This window comes from Frigoribacterium sp. CFBP9029 (assembly GCF_034045305.1).
In the GTDB taxonomy this organism is placed as follows: Bacteria; Actinomycetota; Actinomycetes; order Actinomycetales; family Microbacteriaceae; genus Frigoribacterium.
Genome location: NZ_JAXCWB010000005.1, coordinates 1 through 14,656, shown reverse-complemented (window position 1 = coordinate 14,656; position 14,656 = coordinate 1). Strand labels below are relative to the sequence as shown.

At 70.3% G+C, this 14,656-nt stretch carries 14 protein-coding genes; 8 read left to right on the top strand and 6 right to left on the bottom strand.

The window, feature by feature from the left end; all coding sequences use genetic code 11:
- The first annotated feature begins 22 nt into the window (after positions 1–22).
- Entirely contained in the window at positions 23–859 is an 837-nt protein-coding gene (locus SOM11_RS08130) for a ferritin-like domain-containing protein (protein WP_192059146.1), read from the top strand.
- Positions 856–1,203: a helix-turn-helix domain-containing protein gene (locus SOM11_RS08125; protein ID WP_192059148.1), complete on the top strand. Its 348-nt coding sequence runs from the start codon at positions 856–858 to the stop codon at positions 1,201–1,203. Before SOM11_RS08130 ends, SOM11_RS08125 begins: the two co-directional genes overlap by 4 nt.
- Here SOM11_RS08125 and SOM11_RS08120 read toward each other — a convergent pair.
- From SOM11_RS08120 to SOM11_RS08105, 4 genes are all read right to left on the bottom strand, one after another.
- Positions 1,181–2,383 carry a GAF domain-containing protein gene (locus SOM11_RS08120; protein WP_320477724.1) on the bottom strand — a complete coding sequence of 401 codons (1,203 nt, stop codon included), beginning with the start codon at positions 2,381–2,383 and terminating at the stop codon, positions 1,181–1,183. The two genes, SOM11_RS08125 and SOM11_RS08120, sit on opposite strands and share 23 nt — an antisense overlap.
- 103 nt (positions 2,384–2,486) lie before the next feature.
- Positions 2,487–3,086 carry a hypothetical protein gene (locus tag SOM11_RS08115; protein ID WP_320477723.1) on the bottom strand — a complete coding sequence of 200 codons (600 nt, stop codon included), beginning with the start codon at positions 3,084–3,086 and terminating at the stop codon, positions 2,487–2,489.
- Positions 3,087–3,234: 148 nt separating this feature from the next.
- Positions 3,235–3,813 (bottom strand): type 1 glutamine amidotransferase domain-containing protein, encoded by a 579-nt coding sequence (locus tag SOM11_RS08110; RefSeq protein WP_320477722.1) that lies wholly within the window; start codon positions 3,811–3,813, stop codon positions 3,235–3,237.
- Positions 3,814–3,957: 144 nt separating this feature from the next.
- Positions 3,958–4,857: a sugar-binding transcriptional regulator gene (locus SOM11_RS08105; protein WP_192059324.1), complete on the bottom strand. Its 900-nt coding sequence runs from the start codon at positions 4,855–4,857 to the stop codon at positions 3,958–3,960.
- A gap of 188 nt (positions 4,858–5,045) precedes the next feature.
- Here SOM11_RS08105 and SOM11_RS08100 point away from each other — a divergent pair, with 188 nt between their 5' ends.
- From SOM11_RS08100 to SOM11_RS08085, 4 genes are all read left to right on the top strand, one after another.
- Entirely contained in the window at positions 5,046–6,797 is a 1,752-nt protein-coding gene (locus SOM11_RS08100; protein WP_320477721.1) for a glycerol-3-phosphate dehydrogenase/oxidase, read from the top strand.
- A 155-nt stretch (positions 6,798–6,952) separates the two neighbouring features.
- A complete protein-coding gene (locus tag SOM11_RS08095; protein WP_192059158.1) occupies positions 6,953–7,612 on the top strand; it encodes a GntR family transcriptional regulator in 660 nt (219 codons plus the stop codon).
- 92 nt (positions 7,613–7,704) lie between these two features.
- The gene (locus tag SOM11_RS08090; protein WP_320477720.1) at positions 7,705–8,520 is read left to right on the top strand and encodes a hypothetical protein; all 816 of its coding nucleotides are present in this window, start codon (positions 7,705–7,707) and stop codon (positions 8,518–8,520) included.
- 210 nt (positions 8,521–8,730) lie between these two features.
- Positions 8,731–9,300, top strand: coding sequence for a manganese efflux pump MntP family protein (locus SOM11_RS08085; RefSeq protein ID WP_320477719.1), 570 nt, complete (start codon positions 8,731–8,733; stop codon positions 9,298–9,300).
- A 3-nt stretch (positions 9,301–9,303) separates the two neighbouring features.
- On the opposite strand, the gene nadE is transcribed toward SOM11_RS08085, so the two are convergent.
- The gene (nadE, locus tag SOM11_RS08080; RefSeq protein ID WP_320477718.1) at positions 9,304–10,128 is read right to left on the bottom strand and encodes an ammonia-dependent NAD(+) synthetase; all 825 of its coding nucleotides are present in this window, start codon (positions 10,126–10,128) and stop codon (positions 9,304–9,306) included.
- Between the two features lie 249 nt (positions 10,129–10,377).
- Here nadE and SOM11_RS08075 point away from each other — a divergent pair, with 249 nt between their 5' ends.
- Positions 10,378–11,094: a hypothetical protein gene (locus SOM11_RS08075; RefSeq protein WP_320477717.1), complete on the top strand. Its 717-nt coding sequence runs from the start codon at positions 10,378–10,380 to the stop codon at positions 11,092–11,094.
- Positions 11,095–11,249: 155 nt separating this feature from the next.
- Positions 11,250–12,536 carry an Nramp family divalent metal transporter gene (locus SOM11_RS08070; protein WP_192059170.1) on the top strand — a complete coding sequence of 429 codons (1,287 nt, stop codon included), beginning with the start codon at positions 11,250–11,252 and terminating at the stop codon, positions 12,534–12,536.
- 69 nt (positions 12,537–12,605) lie between these two features.
- On the opposite strand, the gene SOM11_RS08065 is transcribed toward SOM11_RS08070, so the two are convergent.
- Positions 12,606–14,656, bottom strand: a 2,051-nt coding sequence (locus tag SOM11_RS08065) for a hypothetical protein (protein ID WP_320477716.1), incomplete at its 5' end; no start/stop codon positions are given.

The window sequence follows — 14,656 nt, the reverse complement described above, 5'->3', positions numbered from 1 at the left end:
GCCCGCGCCTCCTGAACACGGCATGGCATTCGACATCGACAAATTCGCCGCGACGAGCGAGCGGATCACGTGGGACGACCTCGACCTCGACCACTTCAAGCAGAACCCGCTGTCGGCCGACTCGCTGCGCACGCTCCGGTACATGGCCGACGTCGAGTACCACACGGTCTGCTACACGCGTGATCTGCTGACTACCCCCTCGCACAAGGAGGACGACGTCTCGACCTTCATGACGATGTGGAACCGCGAGGAGTTCTGGCACGGCGAGGCCCTCGCCGCCATCCTCGAGGTGCACGGCGTCAAGGTCGACTACGACCAGCTGCGCGCCAACCGTCTGAAGCTCGGCTGGCGCGACCGCCTCGACCCCGTCAAGCAGGGTCTGCTCGGCAAGTTCGTCGGCTCCGACTTCGTCGCCGTGCACATGTCGTGGGGCGCCGCGAACGAGTACTCCGCCGTCGCGGCCTACAAGCGCATGGCCGAGCTCGAACAGGACCCGGTGCTCGCCGAGCTGCTGCGTCGCATCGCCAAGCAGGAGGCGCGGCACGTGGCCTTCTACGTCTCGCAGGCCCGAGAGCGCCTGCTCAAGAGCAAGAAGGCTCAGAAGCTGACCCGGTTCCTGCTGTCGAAGGTCTGGGCTCCCGTCGGCTCGTCGATCATGGAGCTCGACGACGTCAAGTTCGTCTTCGGTCAGCTGATGAGCGGCGTCGACGGTCGCAAGGCCGCCGCGAAGCTCGACCAGAACATCTCGAACCTGCCCGGCATGAGCGGGCTGACGATCTTCCAGAAGGCCCTCGACGGCCTCGGGGTCCGAGCGGACGCCGGTGCCTCGACCGGTGCCGGTTCGGTCGCCACCGCGTGAAGACCAGTCACCTGAGGCACTTCCTCGTGGCCGCCGAGGTGCTGCACTTCCCGGTCGCGGCCGACAAGCTCGGCATCTCGCGGCAGAAGCTCGAGTCGTCGATCGAGGCGCTCGAGCTCGAGTTCGGTCAGAAGCTGTTCGACCGCGACGCGTCGCCCTACCGCCTGACGAAGGCGGGGCAGGCGGCGATCGTCGTCGCCGAAGAGGAGCTGGCCAGCCCCTCGACCCCGCCGCCGCCGCCTGCTCCCCCCGGCGGCGGCAAGGCGAAGGCGAGCAAGGGCAAGGGTCGGACCCCCGCGGTCAAGGGTCAGCCCAAGCCGTTCAAGAAGCGTCAAGGGCGCTGACGCGCAGTTCGCGTTGCACGGCGAGAGCCAGCTCGCGCAGCAGCACCAGATCGACGCCTTCGACGCCCCGGGGCTCGGCGTCGACCACGCACAGCGCTCCGATGCGGACCCCGTCGTCGGTCTCGATCGGATGCCCGGCGTAGAACCGGACGGAGGGGTGCGACACGAAGCGGTCGTCGCGCCACGCGTCGGGCACGACAAGGGGTCGCCCGCTGCGGATCGTGTGGGCGCAGAACGAGTCGACGACGGGCATCTCGGTGAGTGACGACCCCGAGACGGCCTTGTTCCAGTGCCGGTCCTCGGTGATCAGCGAGAAGGCGGCGCCCTGCGCCCCGAGCAGGGTCCGAGCCCGCTCGACGATGTCGTCGAATCTCTTCTCGGCGGGCGTGTCGAGCAGCCCCAGCGATCGGATCGCCTCGACGCGGCGATCGACGCTCTGCGGTGCATGACGGGAGGCACGGGCCCCCTGTCCGTCGGCCACGCCGATGTCCACGATCGGCGCCGCGACCTCGGCGAGGGCTGCACCCCACGCCTGATACCGAGCGGTGTCGCCTGAACGGTCGTCGCTTCCGCCGGGCATCTCGGGGGCCGGCATGACGCGCACAGCGGGTCGCTCCGCGCAGAGGGCCCGGGTCGTCTCGTTCAGGAGCCGCGCGTGCCGGTCGACGACACCGCCGGGCGCGGCGCCGAAGCGGGGGACGGTGCTCGGCGGCTGGATGCCCGTCACGATCACCCCGGTGGAGGGACCGGTCGCGCGATCCACCGCGTCGAGCAGTCGGGACATCCCCCGACGCCACTTCTCCGGCGGCAGCAGTCTCAGGGCGTCGCTCATCCCCAGCACGACGACCACGACGTCGTAGCCGCAGAGCTCGCGGTCCGGCAGGTGGTCGGCGGCGGTCGCGACCGTCATGTCGGCGTCGGCGAACGCGTCGACGTCGACGCCGCGACCGGTCAACGCCGACAGGCTCCGGGCCAGATGCCCGGGGATGGCGAGGTCGTGGCAGCGGACACCCCAGCCGACGGCCGGGCCGTTGCCGAAGACGAGCACCCGGTCGGGGTCGACGCCCGGTGCGTGCACGTGCGGAGAGTCGTCGGGCCGAGGGCGGGTCGTGAGGTCGTCGACCACCCGGTATCGACCGCGGAAGAACGGTCGGAGCGCACGGGCGAGGATGCTCGTCATTCTCTGCTCCTCCGACACCCGGAGCGACCGGGTCGGTCTCCTCGCGGCAGGGCGGTGACCCTGCATTCGTAGCTAACGACTATCCGCGCCCAGCGCAGACGACTCAACCCCCAGTCGGGGGCGCATACCGCCGGTCGCCCAGAGCGGCGAGGTCGTCGCCGAGCCCCGCGAGGCGCGAGGCCCTGTCGTCGCGGTAGTCGTCGTCGACGACGACCTGCCGCGCCCTGACGCGGGTCACGACGGCCGACCCGACGTCGCCCCAGGCGCGTTCGACGGCGGACGCCACGATGCCGTCGACGTAGTCGGCGTCGTCGCGGAGCTCGTCGAGGCGGTCGGCCACGCCGACGTAGGCGTTCTCACGGAACCAGAGCGTGCCGTCGTCGCCCGGTCGGTAGTCGTGCTGGTGACGCGAGCGACCACGGGCCCGCAGGGCCTTCGACCGTTCGCCGGCGATGCGGGTGTTCTGCGCCCGCTGCTCTTCGGCGAGGCGGTGCAGGGTGCGGCGGACGGCGGCGGCCGTCTCGTCGTGGTCGAAGGTCTCGCCGTCGCGGAGCGCGTGCACGACGATGCGGTTCGCCACCGTCACGACGGCGGCGGCCCGGGCGATGAGCAGGGCCTCGCCCACGGCACGATCGAGCGCGCCCTGGTCGACCGGTGCCGGCGTCGACGTCGCCGTCTCGCTGCGCGTCTTCCCCCACTTCATGGCGGGACTCCCTCTCGTCGTGCGGACTGGCGTCGAGTCGAGCAGAGTCGACCTCCCTCATTAAAGACCTCCCGCCCCGGGCCGGCGGACCGGTTCGGGGCGGGAGGTCGACGGGACGGCCGCGGGGCGAGACGTCGGCCGACCGGGCTCAGCTGTCGGCGGGTCGCTCCGACGACGCGGCGGTCGTCAGCTCGCGGACGAAGTCGTCGAGGTCGTCCGGGGTCCGCGACGTGACGAGGGTGAAGCCCTCCTCGACGTCGGTGATCACCGAGGCGTCCGTCCACGACCCTCCGGCGTTGCGGATGTCCGTCGTGAGCGACGGGAACGACGTCAGCTGCTTGCCTTTGACCAGGTCGGCCTCGACGAGCAGCCACGGGCCGTGGCAGATCGCGGCGATGGGCCGGCCCGAGGCCGCGAACGACGAGGCGATCGAGACCGCCCCCGCGTCCTGCCGGAGCGTGTCGGCGTTGATGGTGCCGCCGGGCACGAGCAGCAGGTCGAACTCGGAGGCGTCGACCTCCTCGATGGTCGTGTCGGGCCGGACCGCCTCGCCCGGGTCTTTGTCGCCGACGAGCGTCTCGACGGGCGCGGTCGACTGGGCGGCGACCACGACCGTGGCGCCCGCGTCGCGGAGCGCGCGCGTCGGGACGACGAGCTCGTCCTGCTCGACGCCGTAGTTGGTGACGATCGCGAGTACGCGACGTCCGGTGAGATCCGTGCTGGCCATGGGGCTCCTCCTTCAGGCCCGCTGCGGCGGGCCGATCGATGACCCGTCCCGTCTACGCCCCGAGGCTGAGCCGCCGCTCTGCGAGGTGTCCCCCGGGATCACGCGCGCTGCCCGACGTCGTCGACCCGCGCCTCCTCGGCCCGGTCAGCTGGCCAGCAGCGCCCGCGCAGTGCCCTCGTCGATGATCAGGTCGGTCACCAGACCGGCGGCGAGCGTCCCGCGGACGGCCGCCACCTTGGCGGTGCCGGCGACGACGCAGACCCGTCTCGGCACTCGGCGGATGGTCGCGAGGTCCGGCCCGCTGCCCCGCGCGTTCAGCGCGATGTCGACCGACGAGCCGTCCTCCCGGAAGAACACCGTCGCCACGTCGCCCACGACCCGGTCGTGCTCGAGGCTCGACTGGTCGCTGTCCTCGAGGTAGGCGCCCGAGTAGACGTGGCTCGGCACGAGGGCGCCCCGCGCGCCGACGCCGAAGACGACGAGGTCCATCCGCTCGTGCAGCTCGAGCACGCGCCGGGTGCTGCGCTCGCGCCAGAGCGCGCGCTTCGTCGCCGGGTCGTCGAAGAACGCCGGCACCGGGAACTGCTGGATGACCGCGCCGTAGGCGTGCCCGAAGCGGCGGAGGATCTCGCTCGCGTACTCGATGCCCGTGGTGCGCGTGTTGGCCGCGCCGTTCAGCTGCACGATCAGCGAGTTGTGGGTCGCCTTCGGCACGAGGTAGCGGCTGATGGCGCTGAGCGTCGAGCCCCAGGCGACGCCGATCACCATGTTCGAGTCGACGTACGGCGTGAGCGTCCGTGCAGCGGACAGGGCGACGCGGTCGAGACGATCGACGTCGCTGGCCTGGTCGGGCACCGGCACGACATGGGCGACCACGCCGAAGCGGTGCTGCACGGCCTCGCCGACGACGGTCGCCTGGTCGAGCGGCGACTTGATCTGGATGTCGACCAGACCCGTGTCGCGGGCCGATTTCAGGAGGCGCGAGACCGACGAGCGGGACGTCCCCAGCTCGTGGGCGATCGCCTCCATCGTGAGGTCCTGCATGTAGTACAGGTGCGCCGCCCGCAGGGCGTCCTGCGTCTTGTCGGGCGAGAGCAGATCAGTCACGACGGCCTCCGTGCACGTTTGTGCAGATACGTTGCACCCATGGGAACACGGGTCGACGATAGACGATACCGGCGCGAGCCGCCGGCCGACCCCGTCGGACACACGCAACGCGAAAGAAGCTCCCTGTGACTGCGTCAAAGAAGACTGAACCCGCACGGCCCAACGTCGCCCGGATCATGGACCGCCCCACCGCCAAGGTCCTGGTCGTCGGCGGCGGCATCAACGGCATCGCCACGTTCCGCGACCTCGCCCTGCAGGGCGTCGACGTCGTGCTCGTCGAGCGCAACGACTACGCCTCGGGCGCCTCCGCCGCGTCGTCGCACATGATCCACGGCGGCATCCGCTACCTCGAGAACGGCGAGTTCCGACTCGTCCGCGAGAGCGTCGAGGAGCGCAACGGCCTGCTGAAGATCGCGCCGCACTACGTCAAGCCCCTGCAGACGACGATGCCGATCTTCTCGACGTTCTCGGGCATCCTGAACGCCCCGCTGCGCATGCTCACGCACAAGCAGCGCTCGACGAAGGAGCGCGGCGCGCTCCTCATCAAGGTCGGCATGACCCTGTACGACTCCTTCTCGCGCGACGGCGGCTCGGTGCCCCGTCACCAGTTCCGCACCGGCAAGGCCGCGCTGAACGACATGCCCGCGCTCAACAAGGGCGTCAAGTACACCGGCACCTACTACGACGCGTCCGTGCACGAGCCCGAGCGACTCGCCCTCGACGTGCTGAAGGACGGCCTCGCCGCCGGCGACCACGCGCGCAGCGCCAACTACGTCGAGGCGATCGGATCGCGCGACGGCGGAGTCCTGCTGCGCGACGTCGTGAGCGGCGCCGAGTTCGTCGTGAAGGCCGACGTGGTGATCAACGCCTCCGGCCCCTGGACCGACCTCACCAACGCGGCGTTCGGCGGGGAGTCCGCCTACATGGGCGGCACCAAGGGCTCGCACATCGTCGTCGACAACGCCGAGCTGCTCGAGGCGACCCGCGGTCGCGAGATCTTCTTTGAGAACAACGACGGCCGCATCGTGCTCATCTACCCGCTCAAGGGCCGCGTGCTGATCGGCACGACCGACATCGACGCCGACCCGTCGCAGCCGGCCGTCTGCACCGAGGAGGAGGTCGACTACTTCTTCGATCTCGTCAAGCACGTGTTCCCGCAGATCGACGTGACCCGCGAGCACATCGTCTACCGCTACTCGGGCATCCGTCCGCTTCCACGTCACGAGGACACCGCCCCCGGCTTCGTCTCGCGCGACTACCGGATCGTCGAGACCCCCATCCAGGGGCTCCCCTCCTCGACGGTGCTGAGCCTCGTCGGCGGCAAGTGGACGACGTTCCGCGCCCTGTCGGCGCACCTGTCGACCGAGGCCACGAACCGCCTGGGCGTCACGCGCACGGTCGACACGACCGGCATGGAGATCGGCGGCGGCAAGGGCTTCCCCACCACCGACTCCGCGCGCACCACGTGGATCGCCGCCCACGCCGACGGTCTCGACCGGGCGCAGGTCGACCGGCTGCTGACCCGCTACGGCACCCGCGCCTCCTCGGTGATCGACGTGCTGCTCGACCAGCCGTCGGAGTCGCTGGCCAGCCACCCCGAGCTGACCCGCGCCGAGATCGCGTACTTCGCTCAGCACGAAGACGCCGTGCACCTGGCCGACGTCGTCCTGCGCCGCACGAACCTCGCGTTCGTGGGCGGTGTCACGATCGAGCTGCTGACCGAGATCGCCGACGTGCTGGGCGAGGCCCTCGGCTGGGACGCCGACCGCCACGAGGCCGAGATCGCCGACACGCTCGAGGTGCTCCGCACGTCGCACGGCGTCGAGGTCGGCTCGCAGCACGTCCCCAGCGCGACGGGCACCCCCGCCGCCTCGTGACCGATGAGCGTCGGGCCCCCTGAGCCGGACCGACCGCGACCCGCACTCCCCCGAGAACCCACCCCCGCAGCCCTGCGGCGGGTGGGTTCTCGGCATCCGGTGTCGGAGGACTCGTCTAGAGTCGTTCCCACACACCCGTGATGAATGGAGCCCGCATGCCGATCCCCAGCACGCCCCCGGCCGCCGAACGGCAGCTGCTGCGCGACACGGTCCGCGCGCGCATCCGTGACGCGATCGTCGACGGCACGCTCGAGCCCGGCGAGAGACTCCACGACGAAGAGCTGATCGCCTGGCTGCAGGTCTCACGCACGCCGATCCGCGAGGCGCTCGGCGATCTGGTCCGCGCCGGCCTGGTCGAGATGGCCCCCAACCGCTACACCCGCGTCGCGACCCCGAACGCCGACGAGGCCGTCGAGTCGATCCAGACCCTGGGCGTGCTCTACGGCGGCGCGGTCCGACTCGCCGTCCCCCGCCTGTCGGCCACCGTGCTGAAGCAGATCGTCACCGCCATCGACGGCTGCCTCGTCGACCTCGAGAACGAAGACGGCCCGGCCCTCAACGCGCACGCCGTCGCCCTGTTCGCCCTCTACGTCGAGCAGTGCGGCAACGCGTCGCTGCAGAAGGTCAGCCGCGACGTCACGGACGGGCTCGCCTACAAACTGCGGGTGCCGAACATCGTCGAAGTGCTCAACTGGTCCGAGATGCCGGCGGCGTTCCGTCTGCTGCGTCAGGCGACCATCGATCGCGACCCCATCAAGGCCGAGCTGGCGGCCGAGGCGCTGCACGAGCTGCCGGGCGCACGACCCGTCGAATAGCACCCCGGCGCTGCGCGGCCCGTGCGTCCGACCGGGTGATCGGCATGGGCCGGGCCTACTACGCTTGCTCCGACCGATTGGACACCTTCGCCGTGACAGACATGAGCCTCCGGCTCCCGACGACCCGGTTCCGGGCCGTGTTCGCCCTGGGCAACCGACCCGCCGCCGCTCTGCCGGTGCCCACACTGCTGGGCAAGCCGAACCTCTACGGCGAGTTCGACGACGAGACGGGCCAGAGCACTCTCTACGTCGGCTTCGGCACCGGGCAGATCCATCTCGAGTCCGACGGTTCGAACCTCGCGTTCCACTATCACGACGCCGCCGGCGACGACACCGACATCAGCCCGTGGAACACCGCCGACACCGCGATGCTCGTCCAGTGGTCGACCCAGCTGCTGCAGGACTTCCACCGCCTGCTGCCCGGGCTGCTCGACGACGTCGACGACGCCGCGGCCTGGCACGACGTCGGGCTCGACCTCTGGGTCTGCGAGGTCGAAGAGCCCGCCAAGCTCGATCTGATCGAGGTCGACATCGAGGGCGAGCTGCTCACCCTCCCCTGGCTCGGGGCCGGGCACGTCGAGCACGACCACGTCGACGAGTCGGTGTTCGGGGCCCGAGACGGCTCCGTCGACGACGACCGCGAGCACCCGATCGCCCTGCTCTGGGCGGCCGACCCGAACTCGAGCCCCGACAGGGCCATCGCCGAGGCCTGGCTCACGCCGGGCACCGAGCAGCCCGTCACCAGGGCGCTGCCCGGCATCGACTGGGAGGCCATCGGCTGGCCGGCCGACGAGGTCCTCGCGTGGCTCGAGGGCATCTACCTGAACCACCACGTGCTGCCCGACCCGGCGGGCACCATCCTCACCGGCGTGCTCGAGCGACTGGGCGGCATCGACGGCACCGACTGAGGTTCGCCTCGCGGCAGGCCGCCTCTCGGCGGGGTGAAGCCGCGAATTCGGACTCCCGAACATCTCTGATCAGGGCTTTTTCGGTGCTCCGGCCCTCTGGGGCATGGCAGGATCGGGGGGTTCGTCGGCACCGCAGCCGCGCCTCCTCGTCTCATCGCGCCGTGCTGCGCGATCGCGCTCGCGCGCGCCCGCTGAAAGGTCGTCACCCTCGTGTCGTTCTGGACCCTCCTCCTCATCGCCGTCGGCGTCTCCGCCGACGCCTTCGCCGTGGCACTCGGCAAGGGGCTGCACATGCGGAGGTTCTCGGCCCGGAACGCCGTCGTCATCGCCCTCACGTTCGGCGCGTTCCAGGCGCTCATGCCGCTGATCGGCTGGCTGCTGGGTTCGGCGTTCGCGTCGTACATCGCCGACATCGATCACTGGATCGCCTTCGGTCTCCTCGCGCTGATCGGCGGCAAGATGCTCCACGAGGCGTTCTCGACGAAGGACGACGTCGACGAGGACACCGACCGGCTGCCGCTCCGCGAGCTGCTGGTGCTCGCCCTGGCGACCAGCATCGATGCACTGGCCGTCGGCGTGACCCTGGCCTTCCTGCCGGTGTCGATCGGCGGGGCCATCGCCGTCATCGGCGTGACGACGACCGTCTTGGCGTTCGTCGGCGTCGTCGTCGGTCGTCGGGTCGGCTCGCGTTTCGGCAAGCCCGCCGAGATCGCCGGCGGGGTCATCCTGATTCTGATCGGGCTGAACATCCTGCTCGATCACCTCGGCGTCTTCGGCTGAGGCTCAGCGGCGCCACCAGGTGTCGAACGGCGAGGCGGGCACCCGGCGCTTGTGCTCGGTCGCGAGGTAGCGCGCCTCGATCAGCTCGGCGACGTCGTCGGCGATGTCGCCGCCCTCGAGATAGGTGTCGATGTCGTCGTAGGTCAGCCCGAGGTTCGCCTCGTCGGTCTGACCGGGGGTCTCGTCGAGCAGATCGGCGGTGGGCGCCTTCTCGTAGAGACGGGCGGGGGCGCCGAGGTGGGCCAGCAGCGCCTTGCCCTGGCGCTTGCTGAGACCGGTGAGCGGCACGAGATCGACCCCCCCGTCGCCGTACTTGGTGAAGAACCCGGTCAGCGCCTCGGCCGCGTGATCGGTGCCGACCACGAGCAGCCTGCGCTCGCCCGCCAGGGCGTATTGCGCGACCATGCGGGTGCGGGCCTTGACGTTGCCCTTGGTGAAGTCGCTGAGCGCCACGTCTGTGGCGTCGGCGTAGTCGCGGGCGATGCCGTCGACACCGTGCTGGATGTTGACGGTGACGCCGTCGGACCCGGCGATGAACTGCAGCGCGAGCTGCGCGTCGGCCTCGTCGGCCTGCACCTTGTAGGGCATCCGCACGGTGACGAGCCCGGCGGAGCCGCCGTCGGCCCGGACGGCCTCGACCGCGAGCTGGCAGAGGCGCCCGGCGAGCGTCGAGTCTTGACCACCGCTGACGGCGAGCACGAAGCCGGCCGCGCCGGTCTTCGCGAGGTAATCGCGGAGGAACGCGACACGCGCCTCGACCTCGGCGGCCGGGTCGATCACGGGACGGACGGACAGCTCGGCGACGATCTCGGCCTGGAGTGCTCTCATGCCAGAACGATACCCATCACCGCCGACACTCGTGAAGCCCCGGAGCCGAGGAGGCGCGGGTCAGCTCGAGCGGCCCATCGCGATGAACGCGGCCGCGACCAGGCCGAGACCGGCGACGGTCATCGCGCTGATGAGGATGGTGAAGAAGAGCTCGGTCATGGGGGTCTCCGTCCGATCGGGTGCGGGGTCTCGGACGATCCTGTCACGGGCCGCATGGTAGAACGGTGGTCGGACCACCGAGAGGCTTCTGTGCAGTCGACCCGCACCTCCTTCCGTTCGTCGCTCGGGCTCGTGGCGGTCGTCGCGGTCGCCGTCGGGCTGGCCGGCTGCTCCGCCCCCGAGGGGCCCCGCGGCACGGTCGCGGCCGCCGAGCTCGAGGGGCTCCTGCCAGGTGCCGACGAGGTCTCCGCCGCCACCGACGACGAGGGAGGCGCGTGGCGGCTCGAGCAGGCGACCTCGGCCGACGGCACCTCGGCCCCCGACCCTGCGGCGGGCTCCGAGGCGGCATCGGGCGCGGGTGACGGCGACCTCGGGATCTGCGCGATGGACTTCCGGAGCTTCACGGCGGCCGAGACCCTGCCGTCCGCCTCGGCGGTGTTCACCCGCGAGCGTCAGCAGTTCACGACCGGCGTCGTCTCGCGTGACGACGCGGCTGCGTACATCGCGGCTCTCCGCGACGAGCTGGCCGGCTGCCCTGCGACGACGACCGCGGGCGTCAGCGGCACGGAGAGCAGCTTCACGCTGACCCCGTTCGACGAGCCGCTCGCCGCCGACGAGTCCGACGCCGTCTGCTTCGGCTACGCCGCGTCGTTCGGCGGCGCCCCCGCCCGCGGTCACGCCTGCCAGGTGGCGCAGGGCGATCTCGTCACGCTGTCGTGGGTGCTGGCGCCGACCGACCGCGAGGCGCTCGACGCGGCCGCGTTCGCCCGTCTGGTCGATCTGTCGGTGGCGACCAGCGCCTCCTGAAGCGCTCGACGCCGTCGCGCCCGGGTGGCGCGAGACACGCGCACCCGCTTGACTGGGGTGGACGACGCGCGACGCGTGTCGCCCAGGTCGAGCAGCGACGCCCGGACCGGAGGCACTGCTCGACGTTCGATGACGAACGATCCGAGAGGAACCCCATGGCCGCCAGCCCGGACATCCCGCGCACCGACGACCTGACCACCCCCGTCTCCGCCAAGCGGTGGCGCATCATCGGACCCGGCCTCGTCGTCGCGGCCACCGGCATCGGAGCGGGCGACCTCGTCGCCACCCTGGTCGCCGGGTCGCGGTTCGGCTACGCGCTGGCCTGGACGGTCGTGATCGGCGTCGTGATCAAGATCGCGCTGGTCGAGGGGGCCGGTCGCTGGTCGCTCGCGACGGGCCGCACGATCTTCGAGGGCTGGCGGTCGCTCGGCCGGTGGACGAGCGTCTACTTCGGCGTCTACATCGTCGTCTGGGGGTTCGTCTACGGTGCGGCCGCGATGAGCTCGTCGGCCCTGCCCCTGCAGGCGCTGTTCCCCGCCGTCGATCTGAAGGTCTTCGCCATCGGGGCCGGGGTGCTCGGCGGAGTGATGGTGTGGTTCGGCCGGTACTCGTTCTTCGAGAAGGTCATCGCGTTCTTCGTGGGCGTGATGTTCGTCACGGTGGTCGGGTCGGCGATCGTGACCCTGCCCAACCTCGGCGACATCCTCACCGGTCTCGTGCCGACCATCCCCGAGGGCGGGCTCGTCGTGGCCCTCAGCGTCACCGGTGGCGTCGGCGGCACGATCACCCTCGCCGCGTACGGCTACTGGCTGCGCGAGAAGGGCTGGAACAGCCCCGGGTGGATGCGCGTCATGCGCCTCGACAACGGGGTCGCGTATGTCGTCAGCGGGGTCTTCGTGTTCTCGATGCTGGTCGTCGGCGCCGAGCTGCTGCACTCGGCCGACATCGCCCTGGCCGACGGCGAGGGCGGGCTCGTGCAACTCGCGGCCGTGCTCGGCGAGCGGTACGGCACGTTCATGACGTGGTTCTTCCTGATCGGGTTCTTCGCGACGTCGTTCTCGTCGATCCTCGGGGTGTGGAACGGCGTCTCGCTGATGTTCGCCGACTTCGTGGGCACCCTGCGCGGTCTCGACGCCGACGACCCGCGTCGCCGCATCGGAGGCACGTACTACCGGGCCTTCGTGATCTGGCTGACGGTGCCCCCGATGGCGATCCTCTTCCTCGACCGGCCGATCGGCCTGATCGTGCTCTACGGCGTGCTGGGCGCCCTGTTCATGCCGTTCCTCGCGATCACGCTGCTCTGGCTGCTGAACTCGTCGCGGACTCCCGCCGAATGGCGCAGCCGATGGCTGAGCAACACGATGATGACGATCTGCGCCGTGCTGTTCGTGGTGCTCGGGGTTCAGCAGCTCGTGACCGAGGTCGGCAAGCTGTTCGCCTGAGCGGCTGCCCCCGGGAAGCCGAGGAGGCGCGGGTCGAGATGACCCGCGCCTCCCCGTCTCTCTGTGCGACTACTCCGCGGTGTTGAAGCGGATCGTCTGGCTGCCGTTTTCGATGTCGGCACGCTCGCTGGTGACCGTGAAGGTCACCGGGGCGGTACCGACCCAGCGGCGGACCGTCCACGAACCGTCGTACTGCACGGTCGCGACCGAAGGCGCGGCGTTCGTGCCGTCGCTGATCGAGACCTTCGACCACGTCGTGCCGGTGCCGGTGAAGGTCACCCAGCCCGCGACGTCGTGACTGGCACCGTCGAGCGGGGCCGTGACGACGAGGTCACCCTGGGCGACCCGGTCCGAGAACAGACGCAGCGTCTGCTTCGTCTCGTCGCCCGTGACCGGGGTGTGGGTCACCGTGAAGGTGATGAACCCGTTGCCGAGCCACCGCTGGATGCTCCAGCGGCCGCGGCTGTCGACCTCGGTCTCCAGCGGCGCCAGACCCGGTGCCGCGATCGTGACCTTGTCACCGGTCGTGCCCGTGCCCGAGATCGCGACGTTGCCCGGGGTGAAGGTGCCACCATCGGTGTGACTGCCGATCGTGAAGTCACCCACGACGTCGCCGACGTTGAACTCGATCGTCTCGCTGCCGTTGGAAACGCCGCCTCGTTCGCTCGAGACCGTGAACGTCGTCGCCGCCGTGCCGACCCAGCGACGCACGGTCCACGAACCATCGATCTGAACGGTCGCGGTCGACGGCGCAGCCGACGTGCCGTCGCTGACCGAGACCTTCGACCAGGTCGTGCCGGTGCCCGTGAAGGTCACCCAGCCCGGCTGGTCGTGGCCCGCACCGTCGATCGGCGCGGTGACGATCAGGTCACCCTGGGCGACCTGGTCCGAGAACAGACGCAGCGTCTGCTTGGTCTCGTCACCCGTGACCGGGGTGTGGGTCACCGTGAACGTGATGTACCCGTTGCCCAGCCAGCGCGGGATCGACCACTCACCCGCCGCGTTCACCGTCGCCTCCAGAGGCGCCAGACCCGGTGCCGTGAACGTGACCTTGTCACCGGTCGACCCCTTGCCCCGGAACGTGACATTGCCCGGGGTGAAGGTGCCGCCATCGGTGTGGCTGTCGAGGCTGAACGCCTGACCCGAGACACCCGTGTTGAACTCGATGGTCTGCGAACCGTTCTGCACATCAGCGCGCGACGAGGTCACCGTGAAGGTCGTCTTCTCCGTGCCAACCCACCGACGCGTGCTCCACGTGCCGTCGTACTGGACCGTCGCGGTCGAGGGGGCGACCGCCGAGCCGTCGCTGATCGACACCGTCGACCACGTCGTACCCACACCGGTGAACGTCACCCAGCCCTGCTGCGTGTGACCGTCGTCGTTCCGAGGGGCCGTGACCGAGAAGTCCTGTTCGACGACCGCGTTCGAGAACAAGCGGATGTTCTCCAGCTTGTTCTCACCCGAGGCGGCCTTCTGGGTCACCGACATCGTGTACGACGCGTTGCCCAAGTACCGGACCGCACTCCACGTGCCATCGGCACGCACCTCGGTCGACACACCCGCACCCGTCGACGGCGACACCGTCACCGTCGCACCAGGCTGACCGGTGCCCGAGAACGTCACATCACCCGGAGTGAACGTGTCACCATCAGCGAGGTTGTCCAGCGTCACACCCGCATACGACGACACGAACGTCACCGGAGCGGAACCCGTGGCCTGGAATCCGCCCTGGACGCTCGTCCCGACGAACGTGTAACCCATCGCGTTGCCCTCGACATCCCCGGCATCGGCAGGGGTCACCACGGCGATCTTCCACCGCAGGACCTCGTCCTTCCGGATCTGCCACCCCGTCGCACCGTTCGCCGCGGTGTCCCAGGTGTAGGTGTAGGTGCGACCGTCATCCGACCGCACTCCGCCCGTCAGCTGCATCCCCGCCGACGACGGGGCACCGTCGCGGATGAACGCCCCTGCGATGACGTCCTGCCCCTCGGCGAACGTCGTCCCCTCCGGGGCCGTGACGGTCACCGACGCAGCGGGCCGGTTCAGGAGCTCGTCGACGGCCGTAGCCTCGAACAGCACCTCCGTGGTCTCACCGCGCTCCAACTCCACGGGAGCCATCG

What these genes read in the sequence shown, in the direction of transcription:
- SOM11_RS08130 (WP_192059146.1), top strand. Translation starts at nt 23, where the DNA reads ATGGCATTCGACATCGACAAATTCGCCGCGACGAGCGAGCGGATCACG.
- SOM11_RS08120 (WP_320477724.1), bottom strand. Translation starts at nt 2,383, where the DNA reads ATGACGAGCATCCTCGCCCGTGCGCTCCGACCGTTCTTCCGCGGTCGA.
- SOM11_RS08115 (WP_320477723.1), bottom strand. Translation starts at nt 3,086, where the DNA reads ATGAAGTGGGGGAAGACGCGCAGCGAGACGGCGACGTCGACGCCGGCA.
- SOM11_RS08110 (WP_320477722.1), bottom strand. Translation starts at nt 3,813, where the DNA reads ATGGCCAGCACGGATCTCACCGGACGTCGCGTACTCGCGATCGTCACC.
- SOM11_RS08105 (WP_192059324.1), bottom strand. Translation starts at nt 4,857, where the DNA reads ATGCAGGACCTCACGATGGAGGCGATCGCCCACGAGCTGGGGACGTCC.
- SOM11_RS08095 (WP_192059158.1), top strand. Translation starts at nt 6,953, where the DNA reads ATGCCGATCCCCAGCACGCCCCCGGCCGCCGAACGGCAGCTGCTGCGC.
- nadE (WP_320477718.1), bottom strand. Translation starts at nt 10,128, where the DNA reads ATGAGAGCACTCCAGGCCGAGATCGTCGCCGAGCTGTCCGTCCGTCCC.
- SOM11_RS08070 (WP_192059170.1), top strand. Translation starts at nt 11,250, where the DNA reads ATGGCCGCCAGCCCGGACATCCCGCGCACCGACGACCTGACCACCCCC.